The organism is Pantoea sp. ABR1s (genome assembly GCF_057812235.1).
Genome location: NZ_JBSZSY010000004.1, coordinates 450,349 through 467,362, shown reverse-complemented (window position 1 = coordinate 467,362; position 17,014 = coordinate 450,349). Strand labels below are relative to the sequence as shown.

General features: G+C 54.3%; 15 protein-coding genes. 8 read left to right on the top strand and 7 right to left on the bottom strand.

Features of this window, described 5'->3' with window-relative positions; genetic code table 11:
* Window positions 1–58: 58 nt before the first annotated feature.
* On the bottom strand, window positions 59–1,177 hold the full coding sequence (locus ACXKZD_RS23375) for an ABC transporter ATP-binding protein (protein WP_228312721.1): 1,119 nt from the start codon (window positions 1,175–1,177) through the stop codon (window positions 59–61).
* A 325-nt stretch (window positions 1,178–1,502) separates the two neighbouring features.
* Between ACXKZD_RS23375 and ACXKZD_RS23370 the strand changes: the two genes are divergently transcribed.
* From ACXKZD_RS23370 to ACXKZD_RS23345, 6 genes are all read left to right on the top strand, one after another.
* Window positions 1,503–2,723 carry an extracellular solute-binding protein gene (locus tag ACXKZD_RS23370; RefSeq protein ID WP_010670651.1) on the top strand — a complete coding sequence of 407 codons (1,221 nt, stop codon included), beginning with the start codon at window positions 1,503–1,505 and terminating at the stop codon, window positions 2,721–2,723.
* Window positions 2,724–2,764: 41 nt separating this feature from the next.
* On the top strand, window positions 2,765–4,072 hold the full coding sequence (locus ACXKZD_RS23365) for a carbohydrate ABC transporter permease (RefSeq protein WP_031292502.1): 1,308 nt from the start codon (window positions 2,765–2,767) through the stop codon (window positions 4,070–4,072).
* 10 nt (window positions 4,073–4,082) lie between these two features.
* Window positions 4,083–4,934: a sugar ABC transporter permease gene (locus ACXKZD_RS23360; RefSeq protein ID WP_010259151.1), complete on the top strand. Its 852-nt coding sequence runs from the start codon at window positions 4,083–4,085 to the stop codon at window positions 4,932–4,934.
* A 3-nt stretch (window positions 4,935–4,937) separates the two neighbouring features.
* Entirely contained in the window at window positions 4,938–6,131 is a 1,194-nt protein-coding gene (locus tag ACXKZD_RS23355) for a glycoside hydrolase family 53 protein (RefSeq protein ID WP_488982282.1), read from the top strand.
* A 41-nt stretch (window positions 6,132–6,172) separates the two neighbouring features.
* Window positions 6,173–8,248, top strand: coding sequence for a beta-galactosidase (locus ACXKZD_RS23350; protein ID WP_033761010.1), 2,076 nt, complete (start codon window positions 6,173–6,175; stop codon window positions 8,246–8,248).
* Between the two features lie 543 nt (window positions 8,249–8,791).
* Window positions 8,792–9,115: a PTS sugar transporter subunit IIB gene (locus ACXKZD_RS23345; RefSeq protein WP_010259145.1), complete on the top strand. Its 324-nt coding sequence runs from the start codon at window positions 8,792–8,794 to the stop codon at window positions 9,113–9,115.
* Between the two features lie 83 nt (window positions 9,116–9,198).
* Here the strand turns inward: ACXKZD_RS23345 and ACXKZD_RS23340 are convergent, their stop codons facing one another.
* On the bottom strand, window positions 9,199–10,461 hold the full coding sequence (locus tag ACXKZD_RS23340; protein WP_022624645.1) for a maltoporin: 1,263 nt from the start codon (window positions 10,459–10,461) through the stop codon (window positions 9,199–9,201).
* A 265-nt stretch (window positions 10,462–10,726) separates the two neighbouring features.
* Between ACXKZD_RS23340 and ACXKZD_RS23335 the strand changes: the two genes are divergently transcribed.
* The gene (locus ACXKZD_RS23335) at window positions 10,727–11,797 is read left to right on the top strand and encodes a LacI family DNA-binding transcriptional regulator (RefSeq protein ID WP_010259142.1); all 1,071 of its coding nucleotides are present in this window, start codon (window positions 10,727–10,729) and stop codon (window positions 11,795–11,797) included.
* Window positions 11,798–11,982: 185 nt separating this feature from the next.
* On the top strand, window positions 11,983–12,309 hold the full coding sequence (locus ACXKZD_RS23330; RefSeq protein WP_010670656.1) for a hypothetical protein: 327 nt from the start codon (window positions 11,983–11,985) through the stop codon (window positions 12,307–12,309).
* A 103-nt stretch (window positions 12,310–12,412) separates the two neighbouring features.
* Here ACXKZD_RS23330 and ACXKZD_RS23325 read toward each other — a convergent pair whose 3' ends face one another.
* The 5 genes from ACXKZD_RS23325 to ACXKZD_RS23305 form a co-directional block, all read right to left on the bottom strand.
* On the bottom strand, window positions 12,413–13,186 hold the full coding sequence (locus tag ACXKZD_RS23325) for a COG4705 family protein (RefSeq protein WP_022624647.1): 774 nt from the start codon (window positions 13,184–13,186) through the stop codon (window positions 12,413–12,415).
* Between the two features lie 405 nt (window positions 13,187–13,591).
* Entirely contained in the window at window positions 13,592–14,335 is a 744-nt protein-coding gene (locus ACXKZD_RS23320; RefSeq protein WP_122890060.1) for an SDR family oxidoreductase, read from the bottom strand.
* A gap of 54 nt (window positions 14,336–14,389) precedes the next feature.
* Entirely contained in the window at window positions 14,390–15,493 is a 1,104-nt protein-coding gene (locus ACXKZD_RS23315; protein WP_010259137.1) for an alkene reductase, read from the bottom strand.
* A gap of 53 nt (window positions 15,494–15,546) precedes the next feature.
* A complete protein-coding gene (locus ACXKZD_RS23310; protein WP_488982281.1) occupies window positions 15,547–16,128 on the bottom strand; it encodes a TetR/AcrR family transcriptional regulator in 582 nt (193 codons plus the stop codon).
* A gap of 63 nt (window positions 16,129–16,191) precedes the next feature.
* The gene (locus ACXKZD_RS23305) at window positions 16,192–16,830 is read right to left on the bottom strand and encodes a TetR/AcrR family transcriptional regulator (RefSeq protein ID WP_480250153.1); all 639 of its coding nucleotides are present in this window, start codon (window positions 16,828–16,830) and stop codon (window positions 16,192–16,194) included.
* Window positions 16,831–17,014 lie beyond the last annotated feature (184 nt).

Below are 17,014 nucleotides of genomic sequence, written 5' to 3'. Positions count from 1 at the left end.
GCCTGAAAACAGAAAAGGCCGTCTCCGGCCTCTCGTTAACTTTATGCAAACATCTACTTCAGGCTGCGCGAACCTGCGGCATCGCTATATCCGCGCTGATACGCGCACCTTCAGCATTAAACACCATGCAGTGGTGCGGATGGAAGGTGGGGCGCAGCGTCTGATAAGGACGGAAATGCACATCGCCGGGCAGCAGCATCTTGAAGCCGTCGTGGCCGTGGCTCTGACCAAACAGATAGGTGTTGTTGCCAAGTCGCTCAACCACTTCGCAGTGGAAATTGATATTCAGTGGCGCATCGCCGTTGATCTGCAACTGCTCCGGCCGGATACCCAGCGTGATCTCATCACCAGGCTGCAACTGGCGGATGGGCGAGGGGAGCTGCAGCCGATGCTCGCCGTCATTGATCAGGGCGACAAGGCCAGCAGGGCCGCACTGCTCCACGCGCGCAGGCAGGAAGTTCATCTTAGGTGAGCCGATAAAACCGGCGACAAAGCGGTTAATCGGGTTGTAATAGAGCGCCATCGGTGAACCCACCTGTTCAACCTTGCCGTAGTTCATGACCACAATCTTATCGGCCAGCGTCATTGCTTCCGTCTGATCGTGCGTCACATAGACCATGGTGGTTTTCAGCTCCTGGTGCAGCTTCGCAATGTGCAGCCGCATATCGACACGCAGCTCCGCATCCAGGTTCGATAAGGGCTCATCAAACATAAACACCCGGGGATTACGCACGATTGCGCGACCAATGGCGACACGCTGACGCTGACCGCCGGAAAGCTGCTTTGGTTTACGATCCAGCAGATGCGCAAGCTGTAGCGTCTTCGCCACCATCTCTACCTGATGCTGAATCTGCGCTTTCGGCACGCCGTTCACCTTCAGTCCGTAACCGATATTTTCCGCCACCGTCATATGCGGGTAAAGCGCATAAGACTGAAACACCATTGCCACTCCGCGGTGCGAGGGTGCGACATCATTCATGACCTCATCACCAATCAAAATCTCACCGTCACTGATCTCTTCCAGCCCGGCGATCAGCCGCAGCAGTGTGGATTTACCGCAGCCTGACGGACCGACGAAGACCGCAAACTCACCGGCCTCAATATCAAGCGCGATATTTTTCAGCGTTTCTGTTTTACCAAAGCGTTTGGTGACGTTTCTCAATCTGATGCTGGACATGCTGATCCTCATGGCAAGGGATTTGGCGGCTAAAATGTACGACGTATAACAGTTTGTCTTTTTACACGTCAGCCCTGATGGTGCCTGCGCTGACTATATCGCTCCGCCAGAGTGCGCCCTACCGCTGATTTTGATTTCTGTAATAGCGATCACACATTGATGCGAACGGGCTGGAGCGCGGTACGCATTCCGCGTAGCGTATGGCTTAAATGCGATACGTTATTCACACTTCATATGCTCAATAATTCCTTGTTCAGCATGTGCCTGAAAAAAGAAAATCAGCAAATGACAGCTTAAAATGTCATACCTTCACACGAGGCCAGTAATGAAAATCAAAATCAGCGTTACGCTACTTCTTTCCGCATTGATGCTTAATCAATCCGCCTGGGCCGCTCAGCAACTTACCGTCTGGGAAGACATTAAAAAATCAGACGGCATCAAAACGGCGATCGCCGATTTTCAGAAACAGTTCGGTGTTGAAGTGAAAGTTCAGGAGATGCCGTTTGCACAGCAGATTGAGAAGCTGCGTCTTGATGGCCCGGCGGGTATTGGCCCGGATGTCCTGGTAATCCCTAATGACCAGCTCGGCAGCGCGGTCGTACAGGGATTACTGGCACCGCTGAAAATAGATGCAGCAGAGCAGAGCGCTTACACCCCCTCAGCAATGGCGGCTTTCACACAGAACAGTGTGGTCTACGGCGTACCCAAAGCAGTGGAAACGCTGGTGCTGATCTACAACAAAGATCTGCTGCCGTCACCGCTGAAAACGCTGGAGGAATACCGTGCCTTCTCCCAGAAGCAGCGTGAGGCGAAGCAGTATGGCCTGCTCGCTAAGTTTGACCAGATTTATTACAGCTGGGGCGTGATGGCTCCGATGGGCTCTTACATCTTTGGCAAAGACGCCAAAGGCGCCATTAACACTCAGGATATTGGTCTGAACACCCCAGGCAGCGTGGAAGCGGTGACTTATCTCAAGCGCTTCTTCAGTGAAGGATTGCTGCCAGGCGGCATCATGGGCGACAACGGCCTCAACGCCATCGACTCGCTGTTTACCGAGAAAAAAGCGGCGGCGGTGATCAATGGGCCGTGGGCATTCCAGCCTTATCAGGCTGCCGGAATCAACTATGGCGTGGCACCGCTGCCGCTGCTGCCTAACGGCAAGCCGATGAGCTCCTTCCTGGGCGTCAAAGGCTATGTGGTCTCTACCTGGAGTAAAGATCAGGCGCTGGCGCAGAAGTTCCTCACCTTCATCAACCAGCCGCAGTACGTGAAAGAGCGTTATCAGAAAACCCAGGAGATCCCACCGGTCACCGCGCTGATGAACGATCCGATTATCAAAGATGATGAGAAGGCCAACGCGGTCGCGGTGCAGGCGGCGCGTGCGTCAGCGATGCCTGGCGTGCCGGAAATGCAGGAAGTGTGGGGGCCAGCCAATGCTGCGCTGGAGCTGAGCGTATCCGGCAAGCAGGAGCCAAAAGCGGCACTGGATAATGCAGTGAAGCAGATCACCATGCAGATTGAAGCGATGCAGGCCAGCAACCAGTAATGCAGGTTCACGGGATAACCGTACAGGATAAGGATCAGGGTGTGGCTATATCTTCCGATGAAAATCTGGTGACGGCTAAGCGTCCGCGTCGTCATGCGACCACCGGTGCGCTGTTGGCACTGCTGCCTGGCTTCGGCCAGTTTTACCACCGCCAGTGGGCTAAAGGGCTCTGTTTTCTGATTTTGCTCAGCAGTTTTACCGGCGTGTTCCACGATTTTCTGCGTGAGGGATTCTGGGGGCTCTATACGCTGGGCGAATCGGTGCCGCGTGATAACTCCATTTTTCTGCTGGCAGAGGGCATTATCAGCGTACTGATTGCCGCCTTCGGCGTGGCGGTCTGGGGAGTGTCAATGCGCGACGCCTGGGTCAATGGCGTCAGGCGCGACAAGGGTCAGCAGCTGAACAGCGTGCGCCAGCAGTATCAGTTACTGCTGCGCGATGGCTTCCCCTATCTGATGATTTCGCCAGGCTTTATTCTGCTGGTGTTTGTGGTGGTGTTTCCGATTCTGTTCGGTTTCGCCATCGCCTTCACCAACTACAACCTCTATCACACGCCACCGGCGAAGCTGGTGGACTGGGTGGGGTTCAAAAACTTCATCAACATTTTTACCCTGTCGATCTGGCGCTCCACCTTCTTTGACGTGCTGCAATGGACGGTGGTCTGGACACTGCTCGCTACCACGCTGCAGTGCACCGTGGGCGTCATGCTGGCGATTCTGGTCAATCAGAAGGACCTGCGCTTTAAGCCGCTGATCCGCACCATCTTTATCCTGCCGTGGGCGGTGCCGGGCTTCGTCACCATTCTGGTCTTCGCCGGAATGTTCAACGACAGCTTTGGGGTGATCAACAACGCTATTCTCGACTTCTTTGGCATTGCACCTAAAGCGTGGATGACCGATCCGTTCTGGACCAAAACCGCGCTGATTATGATGCAGACCTGGCTCGGTTTCCCGTTTGTGTTTGCGATGACTACCGGCGTCCTGCAGGCAATCCCTGACGATCTCTATGAGGCGGCGATCATGGACGGTGCCAGCGCCTGGACGCGGCTGAAAACCATCACGCTGCCGCTGGTGCTCTACGCCATTGCGCCGATCATCATCACGCAATACACCTTCAACTTTAATAATTTCAACATCATCTATCTGTTTAACAACGGCGGTCCGGCGGTGGCGGGGTCGAATGCCGGAGGAACCGATATCCTGGTGTCGTGGATCTACAAGCTCACCATGTCGTCGTCGCAATATGCTATCGCCGCCACTATCACCATTTTGCTGTCGATTTTCGTGGTAGGTCTGGCGCTGTGGCAGTTCCGCGCGACCCGGTCGTTTAAACAAGATGAGATGGCGTAAGGAAGCAGTTATGGCGAAGTCCGGCAGTATTAAACGCGAAAGGTGGATACGCCTGTCGCTGACCTGGCTGGTGGTGCTGGCCGTCTCGGCCATCATTATCTATCCGCTGGTCTGGACAGTAGGAGCATCCCTGAATGCAGGTAACAGCCTGCTCAGCAGTTCGATCATTCCGGAGAATGCGTCGCTGCAGCATTACCGCGACCTGTTCAATGGCACGGTGCCTTACCTGACGTGGTACTGGAATTCGATGAAAATCAGTTTCCTGACCATGGTGCTGACGTTGATCAGCGTCAGCTGTACCGCCTACGCTTTTTCCCGTTTTCGGTTCAAGGGGCGGCAGAACGGACTAATGCTGTTTCTGTTGTTACAGATGATCCCGCAGTTTTCGGCGCTGATCGCGATTTTCGTGCTGTCGCAGCTGCTGGGGTTGATCAACAGCCATCTGGCGCTGGTGCTGATCTACGTTGGCGGGATGATCCCGATGAACACCTGGCTGATGAAGGGGTATCTCGACTCGATTCCCAAAGATCTGGATGAGTCGGCGCGCATGGACGGTGCGGGCAACTTCCGCATCTTTGTTGAGATCATTATGCCGCTGTCGAAGCCGATCCTGGCGGTAGTGGCGCTGTTCTCCTTCACCGGCCCGCTGGGTGATTTCATCCTCTCCAGCACCATTCTGCGAACGCCAGAGCAGTTCACGCTGCCGATTGGCCTCTATAACCTGGTGTCGCAAAAAATGGGCGCCAGTTACACCACCTATGCCGCCGGTGCTGTGCTGATCGCCGTGCCGGTGGCGGTGTTCTATCTGGCCCTGCAGAAATACTTCGTTTCTGGCCTGGCCTCAGGCAGTACTAAAGGATAAATCATGACGCCAAAAACATTGATTTTCGCCCTGGCGCTGGCCTGGGCGACACCCCTGCTCGCCGCCGATCAGCCTGTCATTGGCTCTGCCGGGCCGTGGCCAGCCGATTTTATCAAAGGTGCGGATATCTCATCGCTGGCTGAACTGGAGAAGCAGGGTGCGAAATTCTACAACGCAGATAACCAGCAGCAGGATGCCATCGCCATCCTGAAAGCCAGCGGCATCAACACCATACGACTGCGATTGTGGGTGGATCCACGCGACGGCAGCGGTCAGACCTACGGTGGCGGCGGTAACGATCTGGCAACCACGCTGGCGCTGGCGAAGCGCGTTAAAGCGGCGGGACTGAAGCTGCTGCTGGATATTCATTACAGCGATTTCTGGACTGACCCAGGCAAGCAGTTCAAGCCCAAAGCCTGGCAGTCGCTGCCTTTTCCGCAGCTGGAAACCCAGGTTCATGACTATACCCGCGACACCATCGCCCGTTTCAAAGCGGACGGTGTGATGCCGGATATCGTGCAGATTGGCAATGAACTTAACGGTGGCATGCTCTGGCCGGAAGGCAAAAGCTGGGGCCAGAACGGCGGTGAGTTTGATCGGCTGGCCGGTCTGCTGAAAGCCGGGATCAGAGGGGTGCGTGAGAACCTCAGCGACCCGCATCAGGTGAAGATCATGCTGCACCTGGCTGAGGGCACAAAGAACGACATGTTCCGCTGGTGGTTCGACGAGATCGTTAAGCGTGATGTGCCATTCGATGTGATTGGCCTGTCGATGTACACCTACTGGAACGGCCCCATCAGCGCCCTGAAAGCCAACATGGATGATATCTCCCGGCGCTATGACAAAGACGTGATGGTGGTGGAAGCGGCCTACGGCTACACGCTGGAAAACTGCGATAGCGCGGAGAACAGTTTCCAGGCCAAAGAGGAGCAGGCGGGCGGCTATCCCGGCAGTGTAGCGGGCCAGGCGGCTTATCTGCATGACCTGATTAAAGCGGTGCTGGCGGTGCCGGACCATCGCGGCAAGGGTGTCGTCTACTGGGAACCGGCGTGGATCCCTGCGCCCGGCAATACCTGGGCGACGCCCGCTGGCATGAAATATATCCACGACGAATGGAAACAGGGGAACGCCCGCGAAAACCAGGCGCTGTTTGACTGTCACGGCAAGGCGCTGCCTTCGCTGCAGGTTTTTCATTAACCATTAGCGCAAATGCTGATGTCTACCTCTGAGGAACAGGTATGAATAAATTTCCCCCGCTCAGCGCCCGGGTTAACCGGCTGCTGCATGGTGCTGACTACAATCCGGAACAGTGGGCGCACCAGCCGGGCATTATTGATGACGATGTAATGATGATGAAGCAGGCGAACTGCAACGTTATGTCGGTGGGTATTTTCAGCTGGGCGAAGCTGGAGCCGGAAGAGGGGCGCTATGAATTTGGCTGGCTGGATGAGGTGATTGATACGCTCTGGCTGCAGGGGATTTCTGTGTTTCTTGCTACCCCAAGTGGGGCCAGGCCAGCCTGGATGTCGCAGGCGTATCCGGAGGTGCTGCGTGTGGGGCGCGATCGCGTGCCGGCTCTGCATGGTGGCCGTCATAACCACTGCATGACCTCGCCGGTATATCGCCAGAAAGTGCAGGCGATGAACAGCCGGCTGGCGGCGCGCTATGCGCATCATCCGGCGGTGCTCGGCTGGCATATTTCCAATGAATATGGCGGAGAATGTCATTGCGATCGCTGTCAGCAGGCGTTTCGCGGCTGGTTGCAGCGCCGTTATGAGACGCTGGAGAACCTGAATCTCGCCTGGTGGAGTGATTTCTGGAGCCATACCTACAGCGACTGGTCACAGATTGTGTCGCCAGCGCCACAGGGTGAGATGTCGATTCACGGTCTGAATCTGGACTGGCGGCGGTTTATGACCGATCAGGTTACTGATTTCTGTCGTGCGGAGATTAAACCGCTGAAGCAGGCCAATCCCGATCTGCCTGCGACCACCAATTTTATGGAATATTTCTACGACTACGATTACTGGAAGCTGGCACCGGCGCTCGATTTTATCTCATGGGATAGCTACCCGATGTGGCATAACGAGAAGGATGAGACCACGCTCGCCTGTTATACCGCGATGTACCACGATTTGATGCGCACCCTGAAGCAGGGCAAGCCTTTCGTGTTGATGGAGTCGACGCCGAGCGCCACCAACTGGCAGCCGACCAGCAAGCTGAAGAAGCCGGGGATGCATATTCTGTCGTCACTGCAGGCGGTGGCCCATGGTGCGGACGCGGTGCAATATTTTCAGTGGCGCAAGAGCCGGGGTTCGGTCGAGAAGTTTCATGGCGCAGTAGTCGATCATGTGGGTCATCTTGATACGCGCACCGGTCGTGAAGTGAGTGAGCTGGGCCGGATGCTGGCCGCGATGACGCCGGTGATGGGCAGCCGGGTTGAGGCGCGGGTGGCGATTATTTTCGACTGGGAGAGTCGCTGGGCGATGGATAATGCGCAGGGGCCGCGCAATCTCGGACTGCATTATGAGCGCACAGTGAACGAGCACTACCGTGCTTTCTGGGAGCAGGGCGTGGCGGTGGATGTGATTAACGGCGACTGCGATCTCAGCGGTTACGATCTTGTGATTGCGCCGATGCTGTATATGGTGCGGGATGGTTTTGCGGCGCGGGTGGAACAGCATCTTGAGCAGGGCGGGCATTTCGTTGCCAGCTACTGGAGCGGCATCGTGAATGAGAGCGATCTGTGTTATCCCGGTGGCTTCCCGGGGCCGTTACGGCCGTTGCTTGGCATCTGGTCAGAAGAGATCGATAGTCTGACTGATGAGGAATTCAATGGCGTACGCGGGGTGCGCGGCAATGAGCTGGGTCTGAGCGGGCCTTATCAGGCGCGAGAGCTTTGCGAGCATATTCATCTGGAAGGCGCAACGGCGCTGGCCAGCTATGAGAGCGATTTTTATGCCGGTACCCCGGCGGTGACGGTGAATCGCGTAGGTCAGGGCAAAGCCTGGTATATCGCATCGCGTAATGATCTGTCTTTCCAGCGGGATTTTTATGGTGCGTTGATTAAGCAGCTGGCGTTGCCACGCGCGCTGGCGATTGATCTGCCACCGGGCGTGGTTGTTCAGCGGCGCACTGATGGCGAACAGGCGTTTCTTTTTGTGCAGAATTTTACCTGTCAGGTGCAGCAGCTGTCGTTGCCTGCTGGGCTCAGCGATTTGATCGATGGCTCGGTTGTGGGGGGATCGCTGCTGCTGGCGCCGTGGGGATGTCGCGTTCTGAGTGTGCCGCTAACTGAAGGCACAAGCCTTTAAAGTTAGTTGAATGCCGCTCGATGGCAGGGTGAGGGTTAGCTCAGGGTGCAAATGCCCACATCGCTTAGAGTCTGGGCGTTGTTTGTGGCAGGAGGTTGCCGGAACTGTTGATATGGAGCAGCTTGATTAAGTTTGCTGGCAGTCTGAGCACTGGCTCAGGGGGCATATGCCTTCCGCAAAGACGCAAAAGATGGCATCCCTGCCAGCTCAGCACGGGCCATCCCTGGCCCGTGATGCTTTGCTCCAGGCATATGCCCCCATCGCTTTGAGTTTGGGCATTGTCTGTGGCAGGAGGGTGCGGGAACTGTGGATAATGAGCAGGTTTGGTTAAATTTGTTGGCAGGCTGAGCTTTGAGCATGAGAGTTGTGTGTGGGAAGTTCTGCCGTGGCTTTAATTGCGGACTTTGTGGCAGAGGAATAGGGTTTGAGGGCAGGAAGAGTGTATTTTCTGTGAGTGCCCTGAAGCTATTCCCCCTCGTTTTCGTTTATCAGTCGTGAGTGGCGGGCAGCAGCCCGCCTTTTTATTATCTGGAGGAGAACAACATGGTGAGTCTGAAATCGTTTAAGCAATATTTCAGTCGGCAGCCGCTGACGGCGGAAGAGGTTGAGATTGACAGTGCGCTGCTGGAGCGTCTTGTAGAGTGCTTCGGCGGGCGTGAAAATATTCAGCAGGTGGACGCCTGTTTAACCCGGCTGCGGGTGAAAGTGACATCGCTGAGGGCGGTAGATACGGCAGGATTACAGAAGGCGGGGGCGATTGGCGTGGTGATTCTGGGGCAGGAAGTTCATGCCATCTTTGGTACGCAATCCGACCAGCTGCGTCAGTTGCTGGAAGCCCGATTCTTTAAGCCGCTTCAGCCGGAGTAAAAAAAATGGATAACCGTCGCCGGTTATCCAAATAAGCCCCTGCATAAGAGCTTAACAATGATCACAATGAGGAGACTGCTTGGTTACCACCAGGCTTCGACCTGTACGCCGAAGTTCCAGGTGTTGTTACTGGTGTTGTCCTGGAAACTGTGTCCGTCTTCTGAGTCATTCAGGTAAGAGGCAAACAGACGCAGTTCCGGGCGTGACATAAATTCGGGACCGGCTGCAAGACCCAGCGCCAGCGTATATTTCTGACCCGCCTGTTTGTAGTCGCTGCCCACTTTGTTCTCATCTTTCTGCCAGAAACTACCCACTTCGCCGATGCCGCGGACATACTGTGTGAACTGATACTGACCACGACCCACCAGCGACAGCAGGGTGCTTTTGCTGGTCTGCGCGGTGACGTCATCTGCTGAACCCCAGGTAAAGACCTGATTCAGGGAGAACTTGTCGGTGATCGGCAGCAGGCCGGTATTGATTACGCGGTAGCCGGTGGCATCGCGGGTATCGTTCCACATGTCATACCAGCCGCCGCCCTGTGAAATCATATTTTGTGCCAGGCCCTTGTTAGCGTACTGGAACACCAGTTTCTGATAGCCGCCCCACATATCCTGACTGATTTCACTGGTGAGCATAACGCCGTTTTCCGCATCATACAGGCCACCATACTCTTCCTGCTTTTTAGTCGTGTTCGGCATGGCGTAATCAATACCAAACTCGGTCCAGGCGCCGCTCCACGGTTTCCAGCCAGCATACCGAAGATCGAGGTAGTTAATGTTGACGTCGTTATCGCCATCCACCCTGTAATCGACGTCATTGGCATCGCCACGGATCCAGGCAAAGGAGATCGCGCCCGGGCCCAGAGTGTAATTTTCGATACCCGCACCGGAGCCGGAGATATTCCAGTATTTGGTATCAATGATGTGCAAATCGTGACGCTGGTAGTAACGTTTACCGCCCCAGATCACCGCATTCTTGTCACCCGGCACCAGCCCTTTAATCTGCAGATTAAGCTGACGCAAACCAAACTGCGCATCGTCACCGAAGGTGGTTTCGTTATCGTTAGAACCGTCGGAGAACATGCTGACCATGGTGTCGACGTAAAAACTGACGTCATCCTTTTTGTAGACTTCGCTGCCCAGCTCAACCTCGCCGTAGGTGTCGGCTTCATTGCCGAGACGGCCAATCTTGTTCTTTTGATACTCTTCAATACCGCCATCCTGCGATACGCCAACGCCACCACGCAGATAGCCATGGAAATCAATGTTGTCGATAGCAGCATAGAGCGTCGGGGAGGTCAGGGCCGCAGCAAGCGCCACAGCAGCAGTACGTAACCTTGTTTCCATGTTATCCTCAATTTTATTTGTAATACGTTCACATGACAGCGGCAGTTAACGCTTTTTGTTAGATGAGTGACAAACAAAATCACGATAATGTGTGATGCAGTGCAAATAAAGTGGCGGTATTTGTAACGATTAGTGAATCAGATCACCAAATCTCGTGATGTGAAGGTATGACTTTTACTTTTTATTTGCGCAATGTGACTGCGGTAACCTGGCTTATTCGGCTGCTGTGATACCATTCCGCCATCGGTAATCAGGGATGCGAATTATGAAATCAAAAAATGCCACCTTAGAGGATGTCGCCCGCCATGCTGGCGTCTCTTACCAGACGGTTTCGCGGGTTTTGAATAAGTCGGCAAACGTCTCAGAATCAACGCGGCGCAAGGTGGAGCACTCTATTGAAACCCTGCGATACGTGCCAAACAGACTGGCGCAACAGCTGGTGGGTAAGCAGAGCACAACGCTGGGTCTGGTGACCACATCGCTGGCGTTGCATGCTCCCTCGCAGGTGGCCGCTGCGGTTAAACGATATGCCAATGCCGCTGACTATCAGGTGCTGATCGCCATGATTGATGAGAACGTCAATCAAAGTCTGCAGAACTGTATCAATGAGCTGAAGTCGCAGCGCGTGGATAAGGTGATTATCAACGTTCCGCTGGAGAGCAGTGATGCGGAGCAGATCGTGCAGGAGAACGACGATATCCTGTGCCTGTTTCTTGATGTTGATCCCTACAGCGCGGTGTTTAACGTTTCGTTTAACCCGGCTGACGGCACCCGTGCCAGTGTCAAATATCTCTATGAGCAGGGGCATCGGGAATTTGCTCTGCTGGCCGGGCCAGAGGAGTCCGTTTCTGCCAATCTGCGGTTAAAGAGCTGGCTGGATACGCTGGAGAGCTATCGTCTGAAGCCGGTCAGCGTCAGCCACGGTAACTGGGATGCGCAAAGTGGTTACAACGGCGTGCTGCAACTACTGCGTGAAGCGCCGGAGTTCAGCGCGCTGCTGGTGGGAAATGATCAGATGGCGCTGGGTGTGCTGAGCGCGCTGCATCAGCGCGGGGTAGCGGTGCCGGGGCAGATTTCGGTGATTGGCTACGATGACACCTATGAAAGTGCCTTCTTCCATCCGGCGCTGACCACGGTGTCGCTCGATCTTGATTTACAGGGCAAAGAGGCGGTCGCGCGTCTGTTGTTAGCCAGTGAGCAGGATGAGCAGCGTTCCTCTTCTATCCTTCCGGCAAAACTGGTGGTACGCAGCTCGACGGGTATCGCCGGTCAGCAGCAGCGGGATCTGAAGCAGATTGCTGAGCAGCTGCGGCTGCTCGCCAGTCGTCTTGAGTAGCAGAACACCGTAAGCAGATAAAAAAAGCATAAGAACGCGCCGCTGCTATGCTCAGATCAGGATAACGATTCTGCATGTCGGAAAAATTATCCGATCACTAAATCGGTCAGTGAACGGGCATTCTGCTTCGCGGTAATGCAGCCGACACGTTCAGCCCGGTTTCTCTACTCTCAGGGAGTGACATTATGTTGTGGCTTGAACAGGGGCTTTACCTCAGGATTGAAGAGTTAGCGCATGGCCCCAGGCCACTGCCGCTTTCCAGCGGTTTTACCCCGCAGACGGCTTATCGCGCACTGGGCTGTTTTAACCCCTCTGAAACCTCAGATGCTTACTACATTCTTTCAAATGACCGCGATGAAATATGGTTCATCTGTAACCGTCATCTGAGAACCGTTTTCCTTGATGCCAGCAACACGGCGTTTCGGGTGAAAATGCAGGAGCCAGCAGAGAGTCTGCCGGTACTCGCTGCTGCACCCGATGGTCAAATCGTCTCCTTTGAGCGCTCTGTCTGATGTAGCCTGTTACGCATCAAATAATAAAAAAAAGCCGCCATCGCTGGCGGCCCTGATTACGTTTAAGTCGATGCGTTATCTGTAAATCTGCCAGTAACGTTTTTTAACTCGCCGTGGCGGTCTTCATTGCCGGACGCTGGGGCAGTATCACCAGAAGAGCGATGATGATTAGCGCCAGCGTCAGTGAGGCACCGTAGCGGCTTAGCGCGAGTCCGCCTGAGGCAAGGGGTTTGTCCAGAAAGTCGCCGACCACGGCACCCAGTGGTCGGGTCAGGATAAAGGCCGCCCAGAAGAGCCCCGTACGCGAAAGTGATGTGAAGCGACTGGCCGCCCAGATGATTGCCAGCGCGCCAACAAACAGCAGGATCCCGCCATCGTAGCCCAGCCCTTCAGTGTCTGCCGTCCAGTCACCTAAGGCCGTGCCCAGGGTTTGTGAAAACATAATAGTGACCCAGTAAAAACTCTCTGTGACGCCGTTGCTCACTGAACTGACCGCAACCGTACCGCAGGTGATTTTCCACAGGAAAAGCGAGAGGATAAGCAGGGTGCTCAGCAGCAAGGTGCCCCCTAAATATCCTATGCCCAGAGAGCGATCGGCAAAATCTGCCATCGTCGTGCCGACCGTGGTTGTGGCCACCACGGTGAACCAGTAAATCCATTTGTTGAAACTGTGGCGATTTATCTGCACCACCACCGCGATCAGAAAGATGATGGCGAAAATCAATGTCCCGGTCAGGTAACCGAGATTCATCGACATGGTCACCGCATCGCCGCCGGTTTCACCCAGGGTAGTCGCAGCGATTTTGGTTAACCAGAAAGCCGCGGTAACGGCCGGAACTTTACTGAGAGCGTGAGAAGCTGTGTTGTTATTTTGCATAGGGTGATACTCCGGAACAGCCCAATATGGGCTAATACAGAGACGATGTTATAAGATTAATCTTAAGAAAAGGTTAAGCTAAAGAAAACTATGACAGGAATTTTGATCACAGCTTGTCACTCACTAAGCCGGCATTTACCCTTTGATTTAATGTAATATTTGCTCTGTCGAAGTGTGGTGGTTGGGCTGTTTTACCTGTTAAAATATAAGTATTAATTCTGAGTTACTCTGTTTTCTTCTTAATTTTCAGACGATGCAAAGAGTGATAGCCTGGCGGCTTAATCAGGCGAAAATTGAAGGAAAGTAGCATCAGGGCGTGCGAGCCATGCCGGGGCAGTATTGCCCTGATAATCAGCATCAGGACAGAGTGGATGGCGTGGCAACCCCGACGCTGTTATCCGGATATCACCAGTTTTGTCTGGTGGGAGAGACGATGAGGTCGTTGACGGTAACGTTCTGCGGCTGATTTAGTGCATACACCACCGCATTAGCCACATCCTGTGGGCTGATGGCTAATTTATTGAGTTCCTGAGCCACTTTACGGCCCTGAGGATCGCCGACTTTATCGGCCCAGCCGGTATTGATTACGCCAGGGCTGATGGTATTGACGCGTATCCCGTTATTAACCCCTAAGTCTTTGCGCATCGATTCTGTCATGGCATGGACGAAGAATTTTGTTGCACTGTAAACCCCTGCACCCGCATCAACCTGATGACCTGCAACCGATGCCATATTCAGGATCTGTCCCTCATTTTTCTTCAGCATAACGGGTAACACAGAGGCAATGGCGTTCAGATAGCCTTTGATGTTGACGTCGACCATTTTGTTCCACTCTTCCCATGCAACGTCACTCCAGCTTGAGAAAAGCATCAGGCCCGCATTGTTAATCAGTATGTCTATGGCGCCGAAGATGTCACTGGCGAACTTCACCAGCGCCTGGGTTTCTTCCAGACGTGTAACATCGGTTACCAGGCCGACAGCGCGTCCCCCTTCAGCTTCAATCTGGCGTACCAGCGTATCGAGGCCGTTCTGGTCCAGTGCTGCCGCCACAATATTCACGCCATGACGCGCAAGTTCCCGCGCGGTAGCCGCACCAATCCCGGAGGATGCACCCGTAATAATGGCTGTTTTCTGTTGCAGGTAATTCATTTTTAATTCTCCTTCTGGTGAAAGGGGCGGGTGCTCACCCGCCATAAACCGTTATCAGCAGCTGGCTTCCGGCCAGTCGGTATAACCCTCTGCACCACCGCCGTAATAGGCTTCTTTCGGCGCGATGGTCAGCGCGGCACCGTAACGCAGACGCTTAACCAGATCCGGGTTGGAGATGAACAGGCGTCCAAAGGCAACCGCATCAATAATTCCGGCGTTGCGGCGGCTGATGGCCATCTCAAGGTCATAGTTGTTATTGCCAATAAACGGACCGTTGAACTGTGCGCTCAGCGCGTCCATGTCCACATCGGCAGGCACATCACGAGAGGTGGCCGTCGCGCCTTCAACGAAGTGCAGATAAGCCAGGTTGAACCGGTTAAGTTGCTGAATGAGGTAGCCGTACATCGCCATAACATTGCTGTCTGGCGGCGTGTTACCGGCATCAGGTGTGACCGGAGAGAGGCGGATACCGACTTTGTCATTGCCCCAGATGTTGATAATGGCTTCTGTCACTTCCAGCGTCAGGCGGGCGCGGTTTTCAATAGAGCCACCATAGGCGTCGGTACGGTGATTGGTGGAATCACGCAGGAACTGATCGAGCAGGTAGCTGTTGGCAGAGTGGACCTCAACGCCGTCAAAACCGGCACGCAGGGCATTTTCAGCTGCACGTTTATATTGCTCAATAATGCCGGGGATTTCTTCTGTTTCCAGCGCCCGCGGCGTCGATACCGGCACAAAACCGTTTACGGTGTAAGTCTGTCCATCAGCTTTAATAGCAGAAGGTGCAACCGGACGCTGGCCCTCAGGCTGCAGTTCCACGCTTGAAAAACGGCCCACGTGCCATAACTGGCAGACGATTTTGCCGCCTTTAGCGTGAACCGCATCAGTGACTTTTTTCCATCCAGCCACCTGCTCTTCGCTCCATATCCCCGGCGTAGCGGCATAGCCGCGTCCCTGCGGAGAGATGTTGGTGGCTTCAGAAATAATCAGGCCAGCCCCGGCACGCTGTGCATAGTAGGTAGCATGGAGTTCATCAGGCACACCCTCTTCACCGTAACGGCTACGCGTGACCGGTGCCATTACAATGCGGTTTGACAGCTGAAGACTGCCCATCGAAACAGGTGAGAATAAATCGGTACGAGTACTGTTGTCAGTCATATAAACCTCTTAATAGTTGACCGGTCGTCTAGTAGGTGGGCAAAAAAAACCGGCTACCCGAGTAGCCGTGTTGTTGCGTTCATTGCCTGACTGAACGCTTTGTCAGGATCGTGGATTTTCGCCATCAGGGAAGCCCCCAGCCAGAGCTGATAGAGTTCTTCTGCCAGTTCAGTGGCATCCGTTACGGCGGGCAGGGAGCCATCTTCCTGACCGAGCCGGAGGCAGGCAGCAATTTTGAGCACAATTTCATGGGTGCCCGTTGCCAGCACATGCCGCATGTTATCGTACTGGTCGCAGACTTCCGCCCCCAGCTTGACCACGAGACATTTACTTTCAGGCAGGTCTGTGCCCTGGGTGGTTTTCCAGAAGGTAAAATAGCGCAGCAGTCGCTCTCTCGCCGTTCCTGTTCCGCCTAGCTGATGCTCTACTTCCAGCAAATAGTGGCTGAAGTAGTGCTCCAGCAGCGCCTCTGCAAACGCTTCCTTCGACGGAAAATAGTAATAGAACGAGCCTTTTGGGATATCAGCCGCTTTTACAATCTCGGAAATCCCGACGGCGCTGTAGCCCTTATGAGTAATGATCGCCCTGGCCACATCAATGATGTGCTGCCGCATATCTGTCACGTTTCTTTTCATAATGTGCACACTCTAGTGAAAAACTGACCGGTCGTCTAGTAACTTTTAACCTGTTTCATGCTATCAGTTTCTGATTGTGAGCGGGTGAAGCAGTCGGGTGGCGTGCTGGCCGATCAATTTCAGGCTCTGAAGCGTCGCACCGTCTTTCGCCTCTATCGACATGCCTTCCAGCAGCGTATTCAGAACGGTAGCCAGCGCGACGGTGTTGGTATCTGCGGGCAGTTGCTTCTCCTGAACCGCTCTGACCAGCCTTTTTTCAAACAGATCTTTCCCTTCCTGCCTGAGAACGCTAACCGCCCTGACAACGTCCGTCGATTCTGCTGAAACATTGATGGCTGCCAGCACCACCATGCAGCCGCAGGGCGCTGAAGGGGAGAGCAGAATATCGGCTGCTTCGCTAAAGAAACCGTCAATCGCTTCACCAATATCCTGCCTCTCCTCAAGCCGCAGCCAGCTGGCTTTCCAGTACTTCGTTTCGTAGTAGTTCACGGCCTCCAGAAAAAGTTTTGCTTTATTGCCAAAGGCGGAATAGAGGCTGGGTGGGTTGATTTCCATGGCGGTGCAAAGTTCGGCAACCGATGCCGGCTCAAAACCTTTGCGCCAGAACAGATCCAGCGCCTTCAGCAACGCTTTATCACGGTCAAAGCTTCGTGGCCGGCCTTTCGGCTTTTCAGTGGCAGCAGGCTGGTCAGGTATTTTCATAGACGGCCTCAATCATTCTCTTGACACATTACATAGCGATCACTATACAATAATACTATTACGTAGTGCTCACTACAGAATTAAATCGACACAGTGGCTCGCCCTTTATTCCGCCTGCGCTCCCCCGGCAGGCTGCTGTCGCGCTGAGTCGGTACATGTCTGTGTCAGAAAATATCACCCAAAG